This is a genomic window from Marinobacter subterrani, from assembly GCF_001045555.1.
Classification (GTDB): Bacteria; Pseudomonadota; Gammaproteobacteria; order Pseudomonadales; family Oleiphilaceae; genus Marinobacter; species Marinobacter subterrani.
On the sequence record NZ_LFBU01000001.1, the window covers coordinates 1,462,444 to 1,487,479 of the forward strand.

Below are 25,036 nucleotides of genomic sequence, written 5' to 3' on the forward strand. Positions count from 1 at the left end.
GGAAAGATCAGGCCCGGCCCCGGGCCTGATCGAGAATAGCTTTCATATCGCAAACGGCCTCTTTCAGGCCGGTAAAGACCGCGCGGGCGATAATGGCATGGCCGATATTCAGTTCGTTGATGCCCTGAATTGCGGCCACCCGCTCGGTATTGTGGTAATGCAGACCGTGGCCGGCGTTGACAATCAGCCCCTTCCTGCGGGCATAGGCGACGGCATCAGCGATGGTTTTGAACGCGGCTTCCACGGCCTCGGCGGTGCCGGCCTCCGCGTATTCGCCGGTATGGAGTTCCACCACCGGGGCGCCGCAACGAACCGCGGCATCGATCTGCACCGGATCCGGATCAATAAAGAGTGACACCTCGGCACCGATCCGGGCGAGGCGTTCACAGGCCTTTGCCACCCTGGACTCCTGGCCGTCAACATCCAGCCCGCCCTCGGTGGTCAATTCTTCCCGCTTTTCCGGCACCAGACAAACACACTCCGGACGCACTTGCTCGGCAAACGCCAGCATCGCATCGGTTACCGCCATTTCGAGGTTCATTTTGGTCTGGAGGACTTCTTTCAGGAGCAGCACGTCCCGATCCTGGATATGGCGCCGGTCTTCCCTCGGATGAATGGTAATGCCATCGGCCCCGGCTTCCTCGGCCATCAGCGCCGCCTGCACCGGGTCTGGGTACCGGGTTCCCCGCGCCTGCCGGAGGGTGGCAACGTGATCGATATTGACGCCAAGCAAAACTCTAGGATTCATGGGATTCTCCCCGAAGGTGAGTGAAAAGGTTGCGACTGTTCAGGGGGCGCCCCTGCAGAAGATAATCGGTCAGCACCCGCATTACCCGCTTGGAAACCCGGCGACAACGGTCGGACTCGAAGTCCCCCCGGGCCAGCGCCAGTAACACGTCCCCCGGCAGTTGCTGCAGGCGGACTCCGGGCGAGACGGCGGATACAATGCCCTGCTCCGGATCATAACAATACTGTCGCCCGGCCTCGACGGATTCGCTGGTGTCGGTGGTAATGTCCCAGGAAAAGTCGTAGCCCAGTGCGGCGGCGAAGGTCAGCTCGAACTGGCGGAGCACCGGCTCGACATCGCCAGTAACGGCCAACCGGCCGATGGCTTCAATGTAGGCAGCAAACAGGATCGGATAGGGATCGGCCGCCGGAAGTACCCGCTGCACCAGTTCATTCAGATAAAGGCCGCTGTAGAGGGAGGTGGTACGGGTCAGCGAGGGCCCGGTGTGCACATCCACCTGGGTAAGGGTCTTCAGGTCGCCCCGGCCGGTCCAGTCGATAACCAGCGGCTGGAACGGCTGAAGCTGGGCCTTCAGGGGGCTTCTGGCGCTGTTCGCCCCCTTGGCAATCACGGTCATGCGACCGTGATTCAGGGTGAACACATCCACCATCAGGCTGGTTTCCCGCCACGGGCGTCGGTGAAGAACATAGGCGGGCTCCTGCAACTCAGGCCCTTTCATGCCCGCCTCAGAGGTCGTTCATGCCCAGGCTCTTGAGGGCCCGGTCGCTGTCTGCCCAGCCACGCTTTACCTTCACCCAGAGCCGGAGCATGATCTTGCTGTCGAACAGACGTTCCATATCGGTGCGGGCTTCCTGGCCGATACGGCGCATCCGCTCGCCCTTGTCACCGATCATGATTTTTTTCTGTCCCTCCCGCTCCACCAGGATAAGCGCAGAGATATGCAGGGTTTTGCCCTCGCGTTTGAACTCCTCGATTTCAACCGCGACCGAGTACGGCAGCTCTGCCCCCAGTTGCCGGGTGATCTTTTCCCGGACAATTTCCGAGGCCAGAAAGCGTTCGCTGCGATCGGTGATCTGGTCATCCGGGTAGAAGTGGATACTCTCCGGCAGGAAACGACCCACCGCTTCTTCAAGAGGCTTCAGGTTGGTTTCCTTGAGGGCTGAAAGCGGAATAATCTCTGCGAACTCGCGTTTTTTCGAGACCATGTCCAGGTGGGGCAGCAGGCTTTCCCGCTTCTCGATCTTGTCGACCTTGTTGACCGCCAGGATAACCGGACAGGTCAGTTTGCTGAGTTTCTCCAGCACCAGCTCATCAGCGGTAGTCCAGGCCAGCTGGTCCACCACAAAAACCACAACATCCACGTCAATCAGGGCCGATGTGGCCGCCTTGTTCATATAGCGGTTCAGGGCCCGTGGCTCTTCTTCATGCATGCCCGGGGTATCGACATAAATCGCCTGTACCGGCCCGACAGTCTTGATACCGAGTACCTGATGCCGGGTAGTCTGGGGCTTGCGGGAGGTAATACTCAGCTTCTGCCCGAGAATATGATTCAGCAACGTGGATTTACCCACGTTCGGGCGGCCCACGATGGCCACAAAACCGCAGCGACTGTCCGGATTCTCCGGACGGGTGATATCGTTCATTACTGGTTCTCCACGCCCAGTTCTTTCAGGGCGTTACGGGCGGCCTTCTGCTCGGCCACACGGCGGCTGCTGCCGGTTCCGGTGGTCTTTCTGTCCAGCGAAGGCAACGCACAGGATACGTGAAACGTCTGGTTGTGGGCCTCACCATCAACCGAAATCACCTCGTATCGCGGCAGAGGGAATTGCCGGGACTGAAGGTATTCCTGCAGGCGGGTTTTCGGATCTTTCTGGGTATCCTGAAGATCCAGGCTCTCCAGACGGTGTTCGAACCAGCGGAGCACCTGCTCACGACAGGTGAGGAAATCGCTGTCAAGGTAGATGGCACCGATGATGGATTCCACCGCATCGGCCAGAATCGACTCCCGCCGGAATCCACCACTTTTCAGTTCACCGGACCCCAGGCGCAGGTAATTGCCAAGCTCGAACTCCCGGCCGATTTCCGCCAGGGTAACCCCCTTTACCATGCGGGCGCGAAGCCTGCTCAGCTGCCCTTCCCGGGCTTTTTCAAAGTGCAGGAACAGGTATTCTGCGATCACCATGTTGACAATCGAATCGCCCAGAAACTCAAGGCGCTCGTTATTCTGGTTCCCGTAACTCCGGTGGGTAAGCGCCAGCAGAAGTCGCTCCGGCGACCGGAACTGGTAGCCGATGCGACGCTGTAACTGGTCCAGATCCGGTTGTGAGCTCACTTGCCTGTCATCTCATATTCATGCTTGAAGTGAACCACCGTATCCACATTGCTGAACAGGTTGTTTCGGACTTCATAATCAACTTTGATCACAACAAACTCACCGTTCTTCTCAACGGTAATATTCTTGGCATCGAAACCCCGGACGTTGTTCACACTGAGCCGCTTGTTGATCAGCGTGCGAACCTGCGCCGGCCCCATATTCGACAGGCCCTCTGTACCATCAAGGCTTTCCAGTGCTTCCTGGATGGTAATGTCGTCCAGGTAAACGGGACCGAGCTTGATCACCAGGGTCAGCAAACCGCCAAAAAACAGCACCATAACCATCATTATCAGTGCCGAGGCACCGCCCTGACGGCCCATGCCGGAAAAATTGTTTTTCTTCATTGTGACTGCACTCCAGGTAGTCCGGGTTACTCGATTCCGCCCACACGATCAAAGGATGGCAGACTGGTAAAGGATTTCCAGTGCATCCAGATGGCAAACGCCTTGCCCACCACCAGCTCATCGGGGACCATGCCCCAGTACCGGCTGTCGTTGCTGTTGTCCCGGTTGTCGCCCATGACAAAATAATGGTCCTCGGGCACCACCCACTCACCTTCACCACTGTCACCGGAGCGACCCATGGTCAGGAAGATGTCGTGTTCAACCTCGCCCAGGTCTTCCCGGCGTAACTCCACGGGTGGCAGCCTTGCAATGAACCGGGTGTCAACAAGCTCGCCATTGATAAAGAGCTGCTTGTCTTCGTAGCGGATGCGGTCGCCAGGCTCGCCAATCACCCGTTTGATGTAGTTGGTCTCGCCGTCTTTCGGGTACTTGAACACCATGACATCGCCCCGCTGGGGGTCGTCAACAGGCAGTATCTTTGTGCCCAGAACCGGCAGCCGAACCCCATAGGCATATTTGTTCACGAGTATGAAATCGCCCACCTCAAGCGTTGGCAGCATGGAGCCGGACGGAATCTGGAACGGCTCCACCAGAAACGACCGCAACACCAGCACAATGGCCAGCACCGGAAAAAAGGAGCGACTAAGATCTACCAGGTAGGGCTCTTTGGGTTCTGTTGTCCCGGCCGCTGAACCGTCATCCACGCCAGTGCCATTATCACGGGCAGCGGCGAGCCGCCGCGGCCGAAGAAACAGTTTGTCCGCCAGCCAGATCAGACCCGTTGCAAAGGTCAGTACCACCAGAACCAGGGGAAAATTGATATCCATCCAAGGGGCCTTTTAGTTATCCACTTTCAGTACGGCAAGAAACGCTTCCTGAGGCACCTCGACATTACCCAGCTGCTTCATACGTTTTTTACCTTCTTTCTGCTTCTGCAGCAGTTTCTTCTTGCGGCTGACGTCGCCGCCATAACACTTGGCCGTCACATTCTTGCGCAGGGCCTTCACCGTCACCCGCGACACGACCTGGTTCCCGATCGCAGCCTGAATGGCAATATCAAACATCTGCCGCGGAATCAGTTCCTTCATCTTCTCGATCAGCTGACGCCCCTTGCGGTGGGCCTGCTCCTTGTGAACAATCAGCGCCAGTGCATCCACCCGCTCCGAGTTAATCAGCACATCCAGCCGAACCAGGTTGGCGGTCTGGAACCGGACAAAATGATAATCCAGCGACGCGAAACCGCGACTGGCGGACTTGATCCGGTCAAAAAAGTCCATCACGACCTCTGCCATTGGCAGTTCGTAGGTCACCTGAACCTGGGTCGACATGAAATGCATGTTCTTCTGAACGCCCCGCTTCTCCTCACACAGGGCAATCACGTTGCCGAGATGCTCCTGGGGTACCAGGATATTGGCTTCCACCATCGGCTCCCGCATTTCCTCAATAGAGCCAATATCCGGAAGGCTCGAGGGGTTGTCCACCGACAGCGTCTCACCCTGCCGGGTAATCACTTCATAGATGACCGTCGGGGCGGTGGTAATCAGGTCGATATCGTATTCCCGTTCCAGCCGCTCCTGGATGATCTCCATATGCAGCATGCCGAGAAAACCGCAACGGAAACCAAAGCCAAGGGCATCCGAGCTCTCAGGCTCGAAGAACAGGGAGGCGTCGTTCAGGGTCAACTTCTCCAGTGCGTCCCGGAAATCGTTGTAGTCGTCCGCACTGACCGGAAACAGCCCGGCATAGACCTGCGGCTTGACCTTCTTGAAGCCGGGCAACATCGGCGTTTCGGCGGCATACTTCTGGTGCACAATGGTGTCGCCTACCGGCGCGCCATGGATATCCTTGATGCCGGCGACCACGAAGCCGACGTCACCGGCTTCCAGCATGTCGGTATCGGTTGGTTTGGGATTGAAAATACCAACCTTGTCAGCATTCCATGCTTTGCCGGTGGACTTGATGACGATTTTGTCACCCTTTTTAAGAGTACCTTCGGTCACCCGGACCAGGGAGACGACGCCCAGGTAGTTATCGAACCATGAATCGATAATGAGTGCCTGCAAAGGCGCGCTGCGATCGCCCTTGGGCGGAGGAATCTTTTTGATCAGGTCTTCCAGCACGTCCTCGACGCCCATGCCGCTCTTGGCACTGCAGCGCACGGCGTCAGACGCCTCAATGCCGATGATATCCTCAATCTCCGCCGCGACCCGCTCCGGCTCGGCCTGAGGCAGATCCATCTTGTTGAGGACGGGCACCACTTCCAGACCCTGCTCAATGGCGGTATAGCAGTTGGCGACCGACTGGGCTTCCACGCCCTGCCCGGCATCCACCACCAGCAACGCCCCTTCGCAGGCGTATAGCGAGCGGGACACTTCGTAGGAGAAATCCACATGGCCCGGGGTATCAATGAAGTTGAGCTTGTATACCTGGCCGTCCCGGGCTTTGTAATTAAGCGTGACACTCTGAGCCTTGATGGTAATTCCTCGCTCACGCTCGAGATCCATCGAGTCCAGGACCTGTTCAGCCATTTCACGGTCGGTCAGGCCACCGCAGACCTGGATAAAACGGTCGGCAAGTGTGGATTTACCATGGTCGATGTGGGCGATGATGGAAAAGTTACGGATTCGGCTCAGTTCAGTCACAGACGATGAATACTCAGTTAAGACGAAGGATTGAGCCCGGAGAGGCCGCTACCCGGACCCGGGAACGGCGTGATTTTACCGGTTACCGGCCGCCATTGCCATGATCAGGAAATCAGCGGCCTTTCGTACTGCCGGATAAGAAAGCCGATCAGGGCATCCTCGTCCAGCGGGTAACTGAACAGGTTGCCCTGGCACTGGGCACAGCCGTGGGATTTCAGGAAACTCAGCTGCTGCGGTGTTTCCACGCCCTCGGCAACGACCGTGAGATGGAGCTTGCGGGCCAGTGCAATAACCGCCGAAGCAACGTCGGTCGCACCCACATTGTAGGGGATGTCGCGAATAAACCGGTGGTCAATCTTGATGACATCGAGCGGCAGCTGCTGCAAGGTGACCAGTGAACAGGATCCGGTGCCAAAATCGTCGAGAATCAGGCAGACGCCAAGATCGTGCAGCGAAACCAGCAGCTCGCGCAGCATTCTCGGGTCTTCGTTGAGCAGCTCGGCCGGCATTTCCAGCTCCAGACGCTCGGGCGATACGCCTGTCTCGGTAATTACTTTCCGGATCATATCCAGAAAGCCGGAGTCGGTCATTTGCCCAACCGACAGGTTCACCGCCATCTTCAGGGATTCAAAACCGGCCCGTTCAAGGGCCTGAACCTGGATACAGGCCTGGCGAAGGGCGATCTCGCCGAGGCGAACAATCAGCCCTGTCTCCTGCGCCAGGCCGATAAACTGCTGGGCCGAGACCAGCCCCTTCTCCGGGTGGTGCCAACGCAGGAATGCCTCCACCCCGATCACCCGCTCGCTGGCCAGGTCGATTTTGGGCTGGTAATGCAGAACGAAGCGATCGCCCTCCAGAGCCGTTGCCAGTTCCTCCTGCTGCAGCAGCCGTCGGGCCGCCTTGATATTCATTGCCGGTGTGAAGAACTGGTAGGTGTTGCGCCCCAGCTCCTTGGCCCGGTACATGGCCAGATCCGCATACTTCATCAGGGTTCCGGCGTCCTCGCTGTCATGAGGAATCATGGTGACGCCAATACTGACCGTTATGCCCACCTCATGATCATTGAGACGGACGCGCTGGCAGAGGCTGCGCAGAATGGTTTCTGCCACCTTGCCGGCATCGTCCGGACCACCGATCCGCGACAACAGCACGACAAATTCATCACCGCCGAGCCGGGCAACCGAATCCTCCTCCCGGACACAGCCTGTCAGCCACTGGGCCACCTGGCACAGCAGCTCGTCACCGGAATCATGCCCGAGGGTATCATTGATGCGCTTGAACCCGTCCAGATCCAGGAACATCAGGGCGGCCGGCTCGCCGCTTCGGCGGCTGCGGCTCACCACATGGTTGAGACGATCCCGGAACAGCTGCCGGTTTGCCAGCCCTGTCAGCGGGTCATAGAACGCCAGTCGATGCAGTTCAGACTGGGCCGCTTTCAACTGGGTCAGATCCCGGAGGCTCAGGACAACACCCTCCACGCCGGGCACAGACAGCATATCGGTAAACGTGCCCTCCATATCCCTCCAACGGCCCTCGGCATCGCGAATCCGAACCCGCATAACGGGCATCTGTTTGCCCGACGTGTTCACGGAATCGTCAAAACCCTTCTGCAACTGGGGCCAGTCGTCGCCATGCACCAGTTCTTCAAAGTTCAGGGCCTGTACCTGTTCCGGTTCAAAGCCCAGGATGTCGAGACTGGACGGACTGGCATAAAGCGCCTGCCCGGCGCGATCCATCACCAGCGTGACATTGGCCGCACCCTCGGTAATGGCCCGGTAGCGCCCGGCACCGATCTGGGCCATCAGGCGTGAGCGGATCAGCGCCAGCACGAACAGGAACAGCAGCACACTGATCACCAGGCCAGAGCCAAGCACAATGGGCGGTCGGGGATCCGATGCCAGAAAATCGAACGCCGGTGTGGAGCGGGTCTGCAGCAACCATTCCCGCCCTCCATGGCTGATGGTCTGACTCATCTCAAAGCTGAACTCGTTATCCAGCGAACCAAGGTTGGAGCCGTACATCAGGTTCTGCCGCTCCGCGACACCGGCATCGTAGATCCGGACATCGAGGAATGGTGATATCAGGCCTACGATCCCGTCAATCAGGTTGTTCATGCGGAACGCACTGAATACGAAGCCGGCAAGCATCATGCGGCGCTCAGCCCGGATCTCGGGTACCTTGCCGCCCTGATACACGGGGTAATACATCAGAAAACTTGCCTGATCCTCACCGAGCTCCTCCTGAACCAGTACGACTTTCCCGGTTACCGTGGGCACCGCATCGTCACGGGCCCGCTCCATGGCGCGGCGATGAACCGGATCACTGAAGGCATCGTAGCCCAGGGCGCGCCGGTTCCGCTCGGTTCCCGGTTCCAGATAGACCATGGGGTAGTAGTAGGGTCCGATGCCGAGTGGTCTCACCAGATAGTTGTGAACGCCCCCGGCCCGAACCGATGAAATGTGCTCGGCCATCTGCCGCACGCCAATCCGACGGACATAGCCAATACCCTGGATACCGGGGTAGTAACGATTGATATCCACCTTGTCGATGTATTCCCGCCACTCATCCCGGGACACATCGCCGGCCACGGCGAAAAGACCGGCGCTGCCGGCAAGAACCTGCTCATAATTCAGGAGGCGTTCAGCGATGGCCGATTTCAACTGCAGCGACTGGGTGCGGAAACGGGCTTCGGTGCGGTCTTCAACCAGCTTGATCGAAACCTGCCAGAGCAGAAAGGTAACGGCAACCGCCACCGCAAATACCAGCCACGCAACCCAGGCATTGCGGAATTCCAGCAGCCGGCGGAGGGAGAGTTCCTGTGTGTTCATCATTGATCCTGGTCCGTTCCTTGACCACTCATTCTTATTGGTGCCGGCGAGTATAACAAAAAGCCCCCGGATATGTCGTTTTCCACACACCCAGGGGCTTTCAGGGACTGCCTGGTATCAGTGCATGAGGTTCAGGGCTTCATCACCAGATACAGCGCACGGCCCTGGCGCACCACTCTCACCGAGACCGCCTTGCCATCCGGCAGGTCCCGCACCACCTCACGGAAGCCTTCAACGGAATCAACCTTTTTGCGATTGATTTCAGTGATCACGTCGCCCGGCCGGATGCCGGCTTCATAGGCTGCGCCGCGGGCCACATTGGTAACCACCACACCGCTGTCAATACCGAGCGAATCGGCCGCATCCGCAGGCAGGGGCTCCACGACCATACCCAGAGGCGCGGATGAGGGGCTGCCACCGTCAACCGACGGAGCTGCCGCCTGCTGGCCTCCTTCCTCGGGCAATTGCCCAATTTCCACGCCCAGCTCAATCACTTCTCCGCCGCGAAGCACCTTCAGTTTAGCCATTTCACCAACCGGGGTACGGCCCACCATCGGCGGCAGATCGGACGACAGCTCAATCGGCTCACCATCATAGCTGAGCACGATATCGCCGGCCTGCAGTCCTGACTCTTGCGCCGGCGAGTCTGGCATGACCTCGGCAATCAGGGCGCCTCTCGGGCGTTCCAGACCAAAGGACTCCGCCAGATCGCGATTCACTTCCTGGATCAGGACACCGAGCCAGCCGCGGGAGACTGAGCCCTTGTCGCGCAACTGGCGGAAAACGTTCATGGCGTCGTCAATCGGAATGGCAAATGAGACGCCCATGAAGCCACCTGAGCGGGTATAGATCTGGGAATTGATGCCCACGACTTCACCATCCATGTTGAACAGCGGACCACCAGAGTTTCCGGGGTTTATCGCAACGTCAGTCTGGATGAAGGGAACGTAGTTTTCGGAGGGCAGCGAGCGGCCCAGGGCGCTGACAATCCCAGACGTAACGGTGTAATCGAAACCGAACGGCGAACCGATGGCAAATACCCATTCACCGACTTCCAGATCGCTCGACTGGCCAATTTTCACAACCGGCAGATCTTCAGCGTTCTCGATTTTCAGAACCGCCATATCGGATCGTGGATCTGTTCCCACCAGCGTTGCCGGCAGCTCACGACGGTCATTCAGGCGGACTATGATTTCGTCGGCCCCTTCAACCACATGATTGTTGGTGAGTATGTAGCCATCCTCGGACACAATAAAACCGGAGCCCATGGACCGGCGCGGCTGAGCACGCCCGGGGGCACCACCACCGAAGGGCGACCTGGGGCCATGGAAAAAGTCCTGAAAAAACTCTGGCATCTGTTGGAGCTGGCGCTCGTCAAAAGGCATGCCCCGAGTATTGCTGGCCTCGGGCATCGTGGTCGTGCTTATGTTGACCACGGCGTCGGCATTTTCCTTAACCAGCCCGGTAAAATCGGGCAAAGCCTGGGCAGCCACTGCCTGGCTCCAGGCAGCCAGCACCAGGACCGGCAGCATAGCCAGCAGAGTAGCCAGCATTCCACCGGACTGGAGATTCCGGGGTTGCTGGGTGACACCTGTTATTCTCGACATAAAATATCCCCTGTAGTGCAAAGCCTTCAATCAGTTTTCAGGTCAAGGCAACGATTTTCAACTTAAAAAACGGTAGGATTTATAGACAGTTTTCAGAGTGAATCCGGTTAACACGAACCAGTCGGGGTTCGTAGCCTGTTTTGCCGGGCCCCTGCAGTTTTCGGGCAACCAGAAAACCCAGGCCAAGCCCCCCGGCTGCCGCCAGCATGGCGCCACTGTCCTGCCCACCCGACAGCTGGTGGCCAAGCACCGTTGCTACCAGCATCAGAAGCAGCGGAATGGCATAGACGATCAACGAGGCGCCAAGCAGCGCCTGCTCGTCGATGCCGATGGTAACTTCATCGCCGACCCGGGCACTGACCGTGTTCGCCACCAGAATCTGGTTCGCCCGCCCCCCTGTCGCGGCCGCCAGCACTTTCTGCCCGCAACCACTGCGGGCGGCACAGCTCTGGCATGCACTGGCACGGATGGTCTGGACCCAGACCCGGTCCCCTTTCAGCGCAACAACTTTTCCGGTTTCAACAATCATGATCCACCCGCCCTGAGCGCCAGCTCGTTCTCGATCCGGACCGACTCGGCAACCCGACGGGCCGTTTTCGGTGGCAGTTCCCCGACGACAGTGACAAGAAATGCACTTCCGCTTTTTCTGACCTTGTGCATGTACACCGTCGTGGCGCCGATGCGAGAGGCTCCGGTGGGCATATTCAGCTCATCGGCTGGCTCAACAAACACGGAAAAGGCGGCGAGCCCATCGGAAAACGCAACGGCCTGCCCCTTACCCGGGCCAGGGGCGGCAGCCGGCATGAAGCCATCCGGTCGCCAGCCAAGCTGCCAGCCTTTCATGTGCTGAACCGTCGATGCCCGGGAAGGCGGGCTGTTCAGTGTCCCTGACACTTCCCTTCCTTCGGTCCGGATTTCAAATTCGCTGTCCGGAATATCGCCCCCGATCTGCAGACTGGTGAACTGGAAATGCTCCAGCACGTCGCCCTCGGCGTTGCTCACCTGGCTCTTGACAAGAAGCCCGCTCGACTTTTCGAGCCAAAGCCGGTAACTGTAGCGAAAGGAATCCCGGGCGCTCAGGGCGAGCGAGACGACATCGTAGCCAGCCACCCGGCCCTCCCCCTTCATCTCGGCGCGATACCAGCGCCTCACCGGCACCCACTGACCGGCGAAAGCGTCGGCAAAGGGGCCCAGCGGAATGACCTGATCAAGCTTTATGGCTCCCGTTTCGGGAAGCACACAGACCACGTTCACGCCCTTCCTGAGAATTTCACCGCTGCCGCCGTCCTGCAGCACCAATCGCTCCTCGACGACACCCTTGTGGTAGCGATGCGCAATCTGCATTGAATGGACACTGTCACCCCGGGCATAGACGAACACGCCACGGTAGGATGTCATGTTCAGCGCCGGCCCGAGCCGCTTGAGCCAGGCAGCCGCCTCGTCTCCCTCGGCTGCTACAGGCAATGACCCGGCAAGCGCCAGCACAAGAACGACCCACAAGGACACTGAGCGACTCCGGGCAACGGCATTCAGGGGGCTGCGCATAATTACTCCCATGCTCAGTAACCGCTGCCATTCGCGCTGACCAGGCGGGCATAGCCAACAGCGCCCCGTCCCGCGCCGACACTGTTGTGCTGCGCGTGCTCCAGCAAATAGCGACTCATGTGTTCCCACTGTGCTTTATCCAGCCCCTGCAGGGCGATCTCCCTGACCGGCTGATCCTGTGCGGGAACCTCTGATGCGGATGCAGTCACGGACTGGACAGGCCCGGCACCAAGGGGCCGCCATCCTGCACCAGCGCCGAAACCGACGAGCAACGCCATGGCAACCATCGCCGCCACCGGCCAATGCCAGCGCCGGCCGTTGGTTTTCGGCTCAACGGAAATGGTGGGGTCAGAAACCGACGACCGACCGTCGAGCAGGTCACGTACAGCAACACTCACATCCACCTCATGGGCCGGCAAGTGGCCATCATGCAAAAGATCCCGCACATCCTGCCAGCGCTGCCATTGCGCCCGAACCTCGTCCTGGTGATCGTGTGACAGCAGGCGGCGCACCGACAGCTCATCAGCTTCGTCGTCCATCATGGCGGACAGTGTTTCTCTGAGACGATCATCCATGGGATGCAACCTCAATTACGTGATCGAGTGGTTGAGCAAAGGGCCTAGATGGCGATCAACTGCATCCCGGGCCCTGAATATTCGTGAACGAACGGTGCCGATGGGACACTCCAGAATCCCGGCAATATCCTCATAGCTGAGTCCATCGTATTCCCTCAGCAGAAACGCCGAGCGCAGCTCCTCGGGAAGCTGGGAAATTGCCTTGTTCAACTCCTTCTGCAACTGCTCGCGCTGGAGCAGCCGTTCCGGAGAGGCGGTATCGCGAAGCCGGGAGCCGTCGTCAAAGTTCTCCGCCTCGGCGGAATCGGCACTGCCCTGGGGACGCCGCCCCCGGGATTCCAGGTAATTCTTTGCGGTATTCACCGCAATGCGGTAGAGCCAGGTGTAGAAAGCACTGTCTCCGCGAAAACGCTCAATCGCCCGGAAGGCCTTGACGAAGGTCTCCTGGGTCAGATCCATGACTTCCTGGCTATCGTAAACGTATCGGCTGATGATCGACGCAACTCTCGACTGGTACTTGACCACCAACAGATCAAAGGCGGCGCGATCGCCATGACGAACCTTGCGAACCAACTGAAGGTCCGTCTGGCTGTCGGATTTTTCTCCCTGCTGCTTGTCGGTGTCAGGTGTCATGGACTGGTTGCCGGGGTTCCCTGATTTCACGGCCAGTTGCCCGGCCTGTACCAAGTTTCGTTGCGTCATTGATGCTGTCCGGCGTCCGTTAACGAAACGGGCGAAGCCACCTGCCAGGCAGCTCACCCTCTAAGGCCAAATAGACAGCAAGCGTAAAGTTTAGTTCAATACACATCCACATTATGGCCTGCGATAACGACCCGATGCCACAGTCCTACGAATACGATGTTCTCATTATCGGCAGTGGCGCTGCCGGCCTGACCGTTGCCCTCAATCTGCCAGAGCACCTGAAAGTGTGCGTGGTCAGCAAGGCCGACATCAGCAGCGGTGCCACCCTCTGGGCCCAGGGCGGGATCGCCGCGGTTCTGGATGATCAGGACTCCACGGAAGATCACATCACCGACACCCTGAATGCCGGCGCAGGCCTGTGCCATGAGGATGCGGTCCGGTTCACGGTGGAGCACGCCCGGGAAAGCATAGACTGGCTGATTGATTCCGGTGTCGACTTTACCCGTGACCAGGATGCCCAGTATCACCTGACCCGCGAAGGTGGCCATAGCCACCGGCGGATTATTCACGCCGCCGATGCCACCGGTCATGCGGTCTCAACTACCCTTACGTCCCAGGCCAGTGCCAGGCCCAACATTGAACTGCTATCCGGCCGGGTGGCGGTGGATCTGATCACCAACCGGAAACTGTCCCTGCCGGGAAACCGCTGTGTCGGCGCCTATATCCTGAACCTGGAGGACAACCACGTGGAGTTGTTCCGCGCCAGGTTCACCGTTATTGCCACCGGCGGCGCCTCCAAGGCCTACCGCTACACGACCAACCCCGATGGCGCCTCCGGAGACGGGATCGCCATGGCGTGGCGCGCCGGCTGCCGGGTGGCGAACATGGAGTTCAACCAGTTCCACCCGACCTGCCTGTACCATCCCCACGCCAAGTCCTTTCTGATCACCGAAGCCGTGCGCGGTGAGGGTGGCTTGCTGAAACTGCCCGATGGCAGCCGGTTCATGGATCGCTTTGACGGCCGCGGCGAACTGGCCCCGCGGGATATTGTTGCCCGGGCCATTGACCATGAGATGAAGCGGCTGGGTGCAGATCATCTGTACCTGGACATCAGCCATAAACCGGCGGACTTTGTTAAACACCATTTCCCGACCATTTACGAGAAGTGCCTGGGCTTTGGCATTGATATCACCAGAGAGCCCATTCCGGTGGTCCCGGCTGCCCACTACACCTGCGGTGGCATTGTCAGTGACGAACGCGCCAGAACTGATATCAACCAGCTTTACGTAGTGGGCGAGGCGGCCTTCACCGGCCTTCACGGAGCCAATCGCATGGCCAGCAACTCGCTGCTCGAGTGCCTGGTTTACGGCCGGGCCGCGGCGGCCGACATTACCCGCCGTGAATCCGATATCCCGCCGTCCCCGGAAGCCCCGGACTGGGATGAGAGCCAGGTTCGCGATTCCGATGAAGACGTGGTTATCTCGCACAACTGGGACGAACTGCGACACTTCATGTGGGACTACGTAGGCATTGTGCGCACCACCAAACGACTGCAACGTGCCAAACATCGGGTCGACCTGCTGTCAGCGGAAATCGGTGAGTTCTACAACAATTACCGGGTTACCAATGACCTGCTTGAACTGCGGAACCTGGTGACCGTCTCCGACCTGATCATCTGCTCGGCGCTCCAGCGCCGGGAAAGCCGCGGACTGCACTACACGCTGGATTATCCGGGACTGCTCCATGAGGCCCGTGATACCGTGCTGGTTCCCACGACCTACCGCACCCTGTCGCCGTAAACCTGCACGGCCCCAAACACTCTATTCAATGGTAATGACTATGTCCGAGACCCCCGCAACATCCGATAAAACAGAGTACAACCGCCTGTGGTGGCACAGCCGTCGCGGCATGCTGGAGCTCGACAACCTGCTGATCCCGTTCGTGGAAGAAGCCTACCGGGACCTGAACGCCGACGACCAGGCCCGCTACAAAAAGCTCCTCAGTTGCGAAGACAATGACATGTTCGAGTGGTTCATGCAGCGCAGCCGCCCGCAAGATGCAGACCTGCAACGGATAGTTGATCTGATCCTCAATCGTGTCCAACCGGATTGAGCTGACACTCTCACCCTGCCGGCTGGTCGGGGTTCTGGCCATTCTACCCTGGCTGGCGCTGGTGGTTTTCCTGGTGGTTGCAGCGCTGGCCGGCAAAGCCTGGCTGCTGGCAGCCATTCCGGTCGCCGCAATGGGTGGCCTGCTGCAATACCGGCGCAATGGCCTGCTCAAGGGCCGTCGGGCCATCAGCGACCTGCTTGTGCAGCAGGATCAGCTGTACGCGGTAACCTCAGACAAGCGGCGGATCCCGGTCTCTGCGTCGGCGGAAAGCCGGCTCTGGTCTGGGCTGGCGCTCTTGAAACTTCGCCCTGAAGGCACCAGATACTGGCCATACACGCTCATCCTTCTGACATCGTCTGCCGGCAGGCCCGGCAATGTTACTGATGAGGAATTCCGACGCCTGCGAATGTGGCTCAGACTGGGCCGTTCCGGGCTACCGTCCAAATGATGTACCGATCCGGAGCATTCCATGGCTGACCCAGACAAGCCTGTAGCAATCGTTGCAGACTTTCCGCTGCCCGGTAATGGCTGGGCGATCCTGAACGACCGGGTGATAGTCCGTATCAGCGGCCCGGGCACCGACAAGTTTCTCCAGGGCCAGTTCAGCCAGAACCTGAGCGAAGTCACCTCGGACCGCTCGCCCAGGGCCGCAGCGTCCACGCCCAAGGGCCGGGCCTACTGCCTGACACGCATGATCAGGGATGGCGACGATATCCTGATGGAACTCCCCGCCGCCCTGGCTGAGGATACTCTCGCCCATTTGCGCAAATACCTGATGCTGTTCCGGGGCACCTCAATGGAGGTGGATCCGCAAGTGAGCCTTATCGGCCTTCTCGGAGAGGAAGCCGCCCGGGCGCTCGCGGGAGCGCCCATGGACACACTGAAAGACCCCGGGGATTCGCTCGCACTGGCTGCCGGATTCCTGGTGAGAGCAGAGCCGACTGCCGAGGGTACGCCCCGTTTCGAATTCTGGCAGACGTCGGGGAATGAGGCCGGCCTCGAGACCGCAACTCAGTTGCCGGCCGCAGACTGGTACGCCTCCGAGATAGCTGCCGGCGTGGCATCCCTCACGGCCGCCACGCAGGCGTCCTTCGTACCCCAGATGTTGAACTGGCAACACCTGGGTGGGGTTCACTTCAGGAAAGGCTGTTACACCGGTCAGGAAGTGATTGCCCGGATGCACTTTCTCGGCCAACTGAAAAAGAGCCTGTTCCGGTTCCGGATTGAGCAAGCCGGGCCAGTCCCCGCACCCGGCAGCGCGTTACTGGCCGGCGATCGTTCGGTTGGTGAGGTCGTCAACGCCGTCGAATTTCGCGACGGCCGCTGTGAACTGCTGGCCGTGGTCCGCCATGATGCGGCCAAAGAAAGCCTCCGTCCGGAGGGGCAGCCCGACACTGTCCTTGTGCCAATGCCCCTGCCCTACACAGTACCCGAGAGGGAAAAAAGCCCACAATCAGATACATAAGTTGACAGGCAAATGCCGAAGAATTTGCTATTTTGCTATGCAGTAGCTCATATATTTGATTTTCTTGGGTAACCGCCAAGCTTTGTAACGGGTATCCGGAACCAACACGTGGACCATGACTGACCATGTCGAATATTGTTGAAACCATTAAAGTCGACCTGAATGCCGCCATCGAAAATGACAAGCTGGTGCTTCCCACGCTTCCGGAAGTCGCCCTGCAGGTGCGGGACATCGCACAGTCTGAAGATTCGGCGATTGTCGACCTGGTGAAGGTGATCAGTAATGACACCGCGCTTTCCGCCCGCATTATCCGGGTGTGCAACAGCCCACTGTTCCGTGGCAGCCGTGCGATAGAGAATCTCAACATGGCGGTGAGTCGCCTCGGCATGGCCTACACCAGTAACCTGGCAATGGGCCTGGCAATGGAGCAGATGTTCCAGGCCACCTCAGACATGATTGACAAGCGGATGCGCGCCACCTGGCAGACCAGCACCGAAGTTGCGGGTGTGTGCCATGTGCTGGCCCAGCACTACACCAAGCTCAAGCCGGATCAGGCGACTCTGGCAGGCCTGGTTCACTTGATTGGTGTTCTGCCGATTCTGCGTTATGTGGAGGACCAGGACATCCAGATCAGCAGCATCATGCTGGACAATGTCATTGAAGAGCTGCACCCGAAGATCGGGGCAACCATCCTCAAGAAATGGGATTTTCCGGCGGATCTCCAGAATGTGCCGCTGGAATACGCCAACTTTGATCGTGAGGTCCCATCAGCGGATTATGCGGATCTGGTGATGATTGCGAATCTGCAACTGGTTGCCGGCTCGGAGCATCCGTGGACCGAGATGGACTGGACGAAGATTTCGGCCTTTGATCGTCTTGGGCTGGATCCGAATATCGACATGAGCGAGGAAGAGGATCTGAACGCCCAGATGGAAGCGGCGATGGCACTGCTTAAGTAATACCCGCCCCGGCCCCTTGGCCCCTCACTTTTGGGGGCTGGCGCGGAGGTGGTCAGTCTTTCCCTCGGGAAAAGAACTCGCTTCGCTCAGACAGCTTTTCCTGTCGGGAAAGACTGACCACCCCCACACCGATCCTGGCTCTGAGGCGCCCCCTGCCTTTTCATACCGGCCAGCTTCAGGCCTTTTGGGATACCTTTCCATACCGGTCAAGCAGCGCTTCTTTTGACGGCAGTTCCCAGTTAACCGTGGGCTTTCCCTGCTGCAGTAACCAGTCGTTCGCTTTTGAAAAGTGCTTGCACCCGAAGAAGCCCCGGTAAGCGCTCAATGGCGAGGGGTGGGGGCCGTCGAGGACCAGGTGCTTGGAGCGGTCGATGTGCTGGCCTTTCTTTTTGGCGTAGCTGCCCCAGAGCAGGAATACCACGCCTTCCCGTTCGCGATTGATGGTTTCGATGACCTTGTCGGTGAAGGTTTCCCAGCCTTTGCCCTGGTGGGCGCCGGCCTGGCCCTGGACGACGGTGAGGACGCTGTTGAGCAGCAACACGCCCTGTTCGGCCCAGGGTTGCAGGCAGCCGTGGTCCGGTGGGGCGATGCCCAGGTCGTCCTGGATTTCCTTGAAGATGTTCACCAGCGAGGGTGGAACGGCCACGTTCGGGCGCACGGAGAAGCACAGGCCGTGGGCCTGGCCGGGGCCGTGGTAGGGGTCTTGCCCGAGAATGACCACCCTCACGTTATCCAGCGGCGTGCTGTTGAGGGCGTTGAAGCAGTGATGACTGGCCGGGAACAGGACTTTGCCGGCCTGCTCCTCGGCGGCCAGGAATTCCGCCAGGCTCTGCATGTAGGGCTGGCGGAATTCTTCCGAGAGATGTTTGTGCCAGCCCCGGTCGGGCCTGAGCTGGTTGGCCAGTACCTCAACCGGGTGCATGGATCAGGCCTCGTCTTTCCGGCCGTCGGGTTTGTGCTCCGGGCGCATGGCCGGGAACAGGATGACGTCTCTAATTGACGCTGAGTTGGTCAGCAGCATGGCCAGCCGATCGATTCCGATGCCTTCACCGGCGGTGGGCGGCAGGCCGTATTCCAGGGCCATCACGTAGTCTTCGTCGTAGAACATGGCCTCGTCGTCACCGGCGTCTTTCTCGGCAACCTGGGCCTGGAAGCGCTCTGCCTGGTCTTCGGCGTCGTTCAGCTCGGAGAAGCCGTTGGCGATCTCGCGACCGCCCACGAAGAACTCGAAGCGTTCGGTAACGAACGGGTTGCTGTCCTTGCAGCGGGCCAGGGGCGACACTTCTTTCGGGTATTCGGTGATAAACGTAGGCTGCATCAGGCGGTGCTCGGCCGTCGCCTCGAAGATCTCGATCTGGACCTTGCCCAGGCCCCAGCCATCCTTCAAGTGGATACCCAGATCTTTTGCAACCTGGCGGGCACTGGCGTCGTCCGTAAGCTGTGCAGGCTTGATGTCCGGGTTGTAGCGCAGGATGGCGTCGACCACGGTCAGGCGCTCGAAGGTCTTGCCGAAATCGTATTCGACGGTTTCTTCGCTGCCATCCGCCAGGGTGCGTGTATTCACAACCGTGGTGCTGCCCAGTACTTTCTGCGTGATGGTGCGCAGCATGTCTTCGGTCAGATCCATCAGGTCGTTGTAATCCGCGTAGGCCTGGTAGAACTCGACCATGGTGAATTCCGGATTGTGACGGGTCGAAAGCCCCTCGTTGCGGAAATTCCGGTTGATTTCGAACACCCGCTCAAAGCCACCCACTACAAGGCGCTTGAGGAACAGTTCCGGTGCAATGCGCAGGTACATGTCGATGCCCAGGGCATTGTGATGGGTCACGAACGGCCGCGCAGTCGCGCCGCCGGGGATCACCTGCAGCATCGGGGTTTCCACTTCCATGAAGTCCCGGTCGGTGAAGTACTGGCGCATGGCACTGATGATTTTCGAGCGGGCATAGAATACCCGGCGGCTGTCCTCGTTGACCATCAGGTCCACATAGCGGTGCCGGTAGCGGGCTTCGGTATCGGTCAGGCCCTTGTGCTTTTCCGGGAGCGGGCGCAGTGACTTGGTGAGCATCACGTACTCATCCATGGTTACATACAGATCGCCCTTCCCGGACTTGGACAGTGTGCCGCGGACCCCCACGATGTCACCCAGATCCCAGTGTTTGGTGTCTTTCTGGACATCCTTGGACGCGTATATCTGGATCCGGCCGGTCATGTCCTGAACCACCTTGAATGCCTTGCGATCGAGCATCATGCGGCCAGCAATCGCCACCTGGATACCCATGTCGGCCAGCTCTTCCTTGCTCTTGTCACCGTATTTCGCCTGCAATTCGGCGGCGGTGGCGTCACGACGGAAGTCGTTCGGGAAGGCGCTGCCCTGCTCGCGCATTTCTGACAGCTTGGCGCGACGCTCGGCAATCAGCTTGTTGTCGTCATGCTGTGCGGCATTCTGAGTTTGATCAGTCATTTTGGCTCACTAGAAATCGGGGGTTGTCCGGGTTAGCGTGGCGAAGGCGCTGGTTACAGCGCCATCTTCAGGCTGGCTTCGATGAACTTGTCAATGTCACCGTCCAGCACCGACTGGGTGTTGCTGGTTTCCACCTTGGTGCGCAGATCCTTGATACGGCTGTCATCCAGCACGTAGGAGCGGATCTGACTGCCCCAGCCGATGTCGGCCTTGGCATCCTCGGCCTTCTGTTTCTCGGCGTTACGCTCCTGCATCTCACGCTCAAACAGCTTCGCCTTCAGCTGTTTCATGGCCTGGTCCTTGTTCTGGTGCTGGCTTCGGCCAGCCTGACAGGCCACAACAATACCCGTGGGATTGTGAGTCAGACGCACCGCAGATTCGGTCCGGTTAACATGCTGACCGCCAGCGCCGGAGGCACGGTAGACATCCACCCGCAGATCCGCCGGATTGATTTCAATCTCGAAGCTGTCGTCCACTTCCGGCGATACGAACACCGAGGAGAATGACGTATGGCGGCGATTGCCGGAATCGAACGGCGATTTACGCACCAGGCGGTGAACGCCGGTTTCCGTCCGCAGCCAGCCATAGGCGTAGTCGCCCTGGATGTGAATGGTGGCACTCTTGATGCCGGCCACTTCGCCTTCCATCAGCTCGACAATCTCGGCCTTGAAACCACGGCGCTCGGCCCAGCGCAGATACATGCGCAGGAGCATGTTGGCCCAGTCCTGGGCTTCGGTGCCGCCGGAGCCGGCCTGGATGTCCAGGTAGGCATTGTTGGCGTCCATTTCGCCGGAGAACATGCGGCGGAATTCGAGCTTCTCGAGCTCTTTATCCAGGCTTTCCAGGTCGGATTCGATCTCGGCGACCGTGCCTTCATCCTCTTCTTCCGCGGCAATATCCAGCAGACCTTCGGCGTCTTCCAGCCCGGAGGTGAGGTTGTCGATCGTTTTGACGATCAGCTCGAGGTCGGCCCGCTCTTTGCCCAGGGCCTGGGCCCTATCCGGATCATCCCAGACCGTGGGCTGTTCCAGTTCCCGCTCTACTTCGACCAGTCGTTCGCTACGCTGATCGTAGTCAAAGATACCCCCTGAGCGCTTCGGTGCGCTCACGAAGCTCTTTAATCTTCGTCACAATGGGATTGATTTCCATGAAACCCTTACTCGCTCTTGAAAATGGAGAGTAAAAACAGAGGCGGGATTCTACCGGAAATCCTTCCGTAAATCAGCCTGCGGGTTTCCGCAGCGGGCTAGTCCTGACTGTGACTTATGAGCTTGCTGGGCTGGGGGCTGGCTACGCGGAGGGGAGCACTTTTCTTTCGTAAAAAGAACTCGCTTCGCTCAGACACCTTTTTACTGCAGAAAAGTGCTCCCCACCACGTAGCCGAGAGACCTCTCTGCTGGCCGCCACGACAGGTGGGCTGGAATGCACACGCGGCGTTACCTATTGCCCTCTTTCTCAACATAGCCTGATCGGCCGGGGGCCGGGGGTGCTTTTTCTGCCGGGAAAAGGTGTCTGAGCGCAGCGAGTTCTTTTCCCAGAAGAAAAAGCACCCCCGGCTCGCGGCCAGCCACCAGGACTAGCCGGCCCAAGGAATTAAGAGAGCGGCTCCAGGTAATCCACAAGCAACTGCAGATTGGTCCGGCCACGGAAGGTATTGGCATCCGGCTTGTAAACCACCCGGGCCCCGGTGCGGGTGTAATCAGGCACTTCCGGACCGGTGTTGAAGGCTATGCCGTCGATAATTCCGCCGCCTTCGACCGGTTGAAGAACCAGTTTAAGATGGTTCTCGCCGACAATTCGCTGGCTCACCACACGGAACTCACCGTCGAACAGCGGCTCAGGGAAATGCTGCCCCCAGGGCCCGGCCCGTTTGAGCAGCGCAGCGGTATCGAGGGAAAGCTCGTTTGGTCCCAGGGGCCCGTCGGTGGTGATCGCGGCTTCCAGATCTTCGGCCGACAAAGTGTCGCGAACGGCGCGATCGAAAGCCTCGGAGAAGGCATCCAGATCGGCTTTGGCGAGGGTCATGCCCGCCGCCATGGCGTGGCCACCGAATTTCTTCATCATGCCAGGATGCCGGGCATCGACCACGGCCAGCACATCCCGGATATGCAAGCCAGGGATGGAACGGGCGGAACCCTTGATGTCTTCGCCGTTGTCGTCGGGGGCAAAGGCGATGGTCGGCCTGTGGGTCTGCTCTCGAATCCTGGCAGCAAGGATACCGATGACCCCCTGATGCCAGTCGGGATCAAACAGGGCCAGACCCCAGGGCAGGCCGTCAAGGTCCAGCGACATGGAGGCCAGCAAATCCTGTGCCTGGGCTTTCATGTCTTTTTCGATGGTCCGGCGTTCCCGGTTGAAGGTATCCAGTTCCCGGGCCAGACGGCGGGCTTCGTCCGGGCTGTCGGCCAGCAGGCAGGCTATACCGATACTCATGTCATCCAGGCGACCGGCCGCATTCAGCCGGGGACCAACGACAAACCCGAGGTCAGTTGAGCTGATGGCGGCATGATCCCGGCCAGCGACTTCCAACAGCGCAAGGATACCGGGGCGGGCCTCGCCCTGGCGGATTCGGCGCAGGCCCTGCTCTACGAAGATCCGGTTGTTGTGGTCCAGCGGTACGACATCGGCGACGGTTCCCAGTGCCACCAGGTCGAGCAGACTGCCCAGATTCGGTTCCGGATTAGGCAGGCGGCTGGTTTCCCGAAGCCGCTTGCGCAAGGCCGTGAGGACGTAAAACATGACGCCAACGCCGGCGGCATTCTTGCTCAGAAAGGGACAACCCGGCTGATTGGGGTTAACGATGGCATCGGCATCCGGCAGTTCTTCACCTGCCAGGTGGTGATCCGTCACTACCACTTTCACACCGAGCTCTTTGGCGGCCCTGACGCCTTCAATGGCGGATATGCCATTATCGACAGTGACCATCAGGTCCGGGAGCTGCCCCTCGTCACGCAGGCGCTCAATGATTCCCGGAGTCAGGCCGTAACCGTCGGCAAACCGGCTGGGCACGCGAAAATCGATACTTTGCAAACCAAGCATCGAAAGGCCAAGCATGGCCACTACGGTACTGGTGGCGCCATCGGCGTCAAAGTCACCCAGCACCAGAACCCGCTGCTGCCGGTCAATGGCCTCGGCAAGCAGTTCTACGGCGCGATCAATGCCACGCAGGGACAGCGGCGAAGCCAGGTGTTTGAGGGTATAACTCAGTTGCTCATCGGAGGTGACGCCACGGGCGGCGTAGAGGCGACGCAGCAAGGAAGGCAGGTTGTGCCCCCAGTCCGGGTTGGTTTGGGGCTGGGGGCGACGCAGGATCTTTTTTGGCGTCATACCGGATCAGGTATTTTTCCAGTTCTTGGCGATAAATTCCTGAACGCCGGCGATGTTGTTGTCCAGCACCGTGTAGCGTTCTTCCCGCTCGAACAGGTCCGCCATGTGGGCCGGCAGCGGCGGTTTCACACTCAGGCCGGATTCCGCAACGGCGTCCGGGAACTTGGCTGGATGGGCGGTACCCAGGGTAATCATCGGCACGGCCGGATCCCGGCGGCAGTTACGCGCGGCGTGAACACCAATCGCAGTGTGAGGGTCCAGCAGGTACTCGTTCTGCTGGTAAATCTCGCGGATGGTATCGCAGGTGGTCTTGTCATCCACCGCGTCGCTGTCGAACAGTTTGCGGGCGTGCTTCCAGCGGTAATCTTCAATGCTGACCGGACCTTTCGAAGCCTTCTCCAACAGGGTCTTCACCGCCAGCCCGTCACGGCCATGCAGATCAAACAGCAGGCGCTCGAAGTTGCTGGACACCATGATATCCATACTCGGCGACAGCGTGTGCTCGAGCTGGTGCTGTTCGTATTTATTGCCGCTCATGAACCGGTGAAGAATGTCATTCCGGTTGGTGGCGATGACCAGCTGGGAAATCGGCAGACCCATTTTCTTCGCCAGGTAGCCGGCGAAGATATCGCCGAAGTTACCGGTGGGAACCGAGAACGCCATGCTCCGATCCGGCCCGCCAAGGGCAAGGGAGGCGTGGAAGTAGTAAACAATCTGGGCCATGATCCGCGCCCAGTTGATGGAATTCACCGCCGCCAGTTGGGTTTTGCCGCCCAGGAAGGACTGATTGCCGAAGCTTTCCTTCACCATGCGCTGGCAGTCATCAAAATTGCCACGCACGGCGATGTTGTGAATGTTGTCACCCTGAACGGTGGTCATCTGCCGGCGCTGGACCTCCGACACCCGTTGGTAGGGGTGCAGGATGAAGATGTCGACATGTTCACAACGACGGCAGCCTTCGATGGCCGCCGAGCCGGTGTCACCGGAGGTCGCGCCCATGATGACCACGTGCTGCTGGCGTTTCTCCAGCACGTAATCCAGCAAACGGCCCAGCAACTGTAAGGCAAAATCCTTGAACGCCAGGGTAGGCCCCCGGAATAGCTCCATCACCCACTCGTTGGTGTCGAGCTGCACCAGCGGTGCAACAGCCTTGTGGGCGAATACGGCGTAGGTTTCATCCAGCATCCTGCGGAAATCCTCCGCAGGAATCGCGTCATCGACAAACGGGTGCATGACATTGAAGGCCAGCTCGCTGTACGAGAGCCCGCGCCAGCTCCGGATTTCTTCCAGACTGAAGTGCGGCAGGGATTCGGGAACGTAGAGGCCGCCGTCTGTGGCCAGCCCGGTCAGCAAAACGTCTTCAAAGCCCAGTGCGGGCGCTTCGCCCCGCGTACTGATGTATCTCAC

Annotated in this window: 23 protein-coding genes; 5 read left to right on the top strand and 18 right to left on the bottom strand. The window is 59.4% G+C overall.

Annotation, left to right across the window (positions count from 1 at the left end; genetic code table 11):
* Window positions 1–7: 7 nt before the first annotated feature.
* The 13 genes from pdxJ to rpoE form a co-directional block, all read right to left on the bottom strand.
* Window positions 8–748 (bottom strand): pyridoxine 5'-phosphate synthase, encoded by a 741-nt coding sequence (gene pdxJ, locus msub_RS06735; protein WP_048495304.1) that lies wholly within the window; start codon window positions 746–748, stop codon window positions 8–10.
* Window positions 738–1,466, bottom strand: coding sequence for a DNA repair protein RecO (gene recO, locus msub_RS06740; protein WP_048495305.1), 729 nt, complete (start codon window positions 1,464–1,466; stop codon window positions 738–740). Before recO ends, pdxJ begins: the two co-directional genes overlap by 11 nt.
* 7 nt (window positions 1,467–1,473) lie before the next feature.
* Complete coding sequence (era, locus tag msub_RS06745) at window positions 1,474–2,391, bottom strand: GTPase Era (RefSeq protein ID WP_048495306.1); 918 nt, start codon at window positions 2,389–2,391, stop codon at window positions 1,474–1,476.
* Window positions 2,391–3,080, bottom strand: coding sequence for a ribonuclease III (gene rnc / locus msub_RS06750; RefSeq protein ID WP_048495307.1), 690 nt, complete (start codon window positions 3,078–3,080; stop codon window positions 2,391–2,393). The genes era and rnc overlap by 1 nt, the downstream gene beginning before the upstream one ends.
* A complete protein-coding gene (locus tag msub_RS06755; protein ID WP_048495308.1) occupies window positions 3,077–3,466 on the bottom strand; it encodes a DUF4845 domain-containing protein in 390 nt (129 codons plus the stop codon). Before msub_RS06755 ends, rnc begins: the two co-directional genes overlap by 4 nt.
* A 26-nt stretch (window positions 3,467–3,492) precedes the next feature.
* The gene (gene lepB, locus msub_RS06760; RefSeq protein ID WP_048495309.1) at window positions 3,493–4,293 is read right to left on the bottom strand and encodes a signal peptidase I; all 801 of its coding nucleotides are present in this window, start codon (window positions 4,291–4,293) and stop codon (window positions 3,493–3,495) included.
* A gap of 12 nt (window positions 4,294–4,305) precedes the next feature.
* Window positions 4,306–6,108, bottom strand: coding sequence for a translation elongation factor 4 (gene lepA / locus msub_RS06765; protein WP_048495310.1), 1,803 nt, complete (start codon window positions 6,106–6,108; stop codon window positions 4,306–4,308).
* A gap of 104 nt (window positions 6,109–6,212) precedes the next feature.
* Window positions 6,213–8,939 (bottom strand): bifunctional diguanylate cyclase/phosphodiesterase, encoded by a 2,727-nt coding sequence (locus tag msub_RS06770; protein ID WP_048495311.1) that lies wholly within the window; start codon window positions 8,937–8,939, stop codon window positions 6,213–6,215.
* A gap of 128 nt (window positions 8,940–9,067) precedes the next feature.
* Window positions 9,068–10,489, bottom strand: a complete 1,422-nt coding sequence (locus msub_RS06775; protein WP_048495312.1) for a DegQ family serine endoprotease — start codon at window positions 10,487–10,489, stop codon at window positions 9,068–9,070.
* A gap of 133 nt (window positions 10,490–10,622) precedes the next feature.
* The gene (locus msub_RS06780; RefSeq protein ID WP_048495313.1) at window positions 10,623–11,072 is read right to left on the bottom strand and encodes a SoxR reducing system RseC family protein; all 450 of its coding nucleotides are present in this window, start codon (window positions 11,070–11,072) and stop codon (window positions 10,623–10,625) included.
* Window positions 11,069–12,088: a MucB/RseB C-terminal domain-containing protein gene (locus tag msub_RS06785; RefSeq protein WP_197083795.1), complete on the bottom strand. Its 1,020-nt coding sequence runs from the start codon at window positions 12,086–12,088 to the stop codon at window positions 11,069–11,071. Before msub_RS06785 ends, msub_RS06780 begins: the two co-directional genes overlap by 4 nt.
* Before the next feature lie 14 nt (window positions 12,089–12,102).
* Window positions 12,103–12,663 carry a sigma-E factor negative regulatory protein gene (locus tag msub_RS06790; protein ID WP_048495314.1) on the bottom strand — a complete coding sequence of 187 codons (561 nt, stop codon included), beginning with the start codon at window positions 12,661–12,663 and terminating at the stop codon, window positions 12,103–12,105.
* A 15-nt stretch (window positions 12,664–12,678) separates the two neighbouring features.
* Window positions 12,679–13,365, bottom strand: a complete 687-nt coding sequence (rpoE, locus tag msub_RS06795) for an RNA polymerase sigma factor RpoE (RefSeq protein ID WP_048495315.1) — start codon at window positions 13,363–13,365, stop codon at window positions 12,679–12,681.
* A 134-nt stretch (window positions 13,366–13,499) separates the two neighbouring features.
* Between rpoE and nadB the strand changes: the two genes are divergently transcribed.
* The 5 genes from nadB (at window position 13,500) to msub_RS06820 (ending at window position 17,841) form a co-directional block, all read left to right on the top strand.
* On the top strand, window positions 13,500–15,104 hold the full coding sequence (gene nadB, locus msub_RS06800; RefSeq protein WP_197083796.1) for an L-aspartate oxidase: 1,605 nt from the start codon (window positions 13,500–13,502) through the stop codon (window positions 15,102–15,104).
* A 40-nt stretch (window positions 15,105–15,144) separates the two neighbouring features.
* Window positions 15,145–15,417 (top strand): FAD assembly factor SdhE, encoded by a 273-nt coding sequence (locus msub_RS06805; RefSeq protein ID WP_048495317.1) that lies wholly within the window; start codon window positions 15,145–15,147, stop codon window positions 15,415–15,417.
* Complete coding sequence (locus msub_RS06810) at window positions 15,401–15,865, top strand: hypothetical protein (RefSeq protein WP_048495318.1); 465 nt, start codon at window positions 15,401–15,403, stop codon at window positions 15,863–15,865. Before msub_RS06805 ends, msub_RS06810 begins: the two co-directional genes overlap by 17 nt.
* Window positions 15,866–15,886: 21 nt before the next feature.
* Window positions 15,887–16,882: a CAF17-like 4Fe-4S cluster assembly/insertion protein YgfZ gene (ygfZ, locus tag msub_RS06815; RefSeq protein ID WP_048495319.1), complete on the top strand. Its 996-nt coding sequence runs from the start codon at window positions 15,887–15,889 to the stop codon at window positions 16,880–16,882.
* A gap of 125 nt (window positions 16,883–17,007) precedes the next feature.
* A complete protein-coding gene (locus msub_RS06820) occupies window positions 17,008–17,841 on the top strand; it encodes an HDOD domain-containing protein (RefSeq protein WP_048495320.1) in 834 nt (277 codons plus the stop codon).
* A gap of 175 nt (window positions 17,842–18,016) precedes the next feature.
* Here the strand turns inward: msub_RS06820 and ung are convergent, their stop codons facing one another.
* From ung to thrC, 5 genes are all read right to left on the bottom strand, one after another.
* The gene (gene ung / locus msub_RS06825) at window positions 18,017–18,763 is read right to left on the bottom strand and encodes a uracil-DNA glycosylase (RefSeq protein ID WP_048495321.1); all 747 of its coding nucleotides are present in this window, start codon (window positions 18,761–18,763) and stop codon (window positions 18,017–18,019) included.
* Window positions 18,764–18,766: 3 nt separating this feature from the next.
* A complete protein-coding gene (lysS, locus tag msub_RS06830) occupies window positions 18,767–20,302 on the bottom strand; it encodes a lysine--tRNA ligase (RefSeq protein WP_048495322.1) in 1,536 nt (511 codons plus the stop codon).
* A gap of 53 nt (window positions 20,303–20,355) precedes the next feature.
* Window positions 20,356–21,451 (bottom strand): peptide chain release factor 2 gene (prfB, locus tag msub_RS06835; protein ID WP_156182727.1). Its coding sequence is split into 2 segments (ribosomal slippage): window positions 20,356–21,378 and window positions 21,380–21,451, totalling 1,095 coding nucleotides; the frame shifts between segments, so codons are not numbered across the junction.
* A gap of 444 nt (window positions 21,452–21,895) precedes the next feature.
* On the bottom strand, window positions 21,896–23,629 hold the full coding sequence (gene recJ / locus msub_RS06840) for a single-stranded-DNA-specific exonuclease RecJ (RefSeq protein WP_048495324.1): 1,734 nt from the start codon (window positions 23,627–23,629) through the stop codon (window positions 21,896–21,898).
* Between the two features lie 6 nt (window positions 23,630–23,635).
* Window positions 23,636–25,036 (bottom strand): threonine synthase, encoded by a 1,401-nt coding sequence (gene thrC, locus msub_RS06845; protein ID WP_048495325.1) that lies wholly within the window; start codon window positions 25,034–25,036, stop codon window positions 23,636–23,638.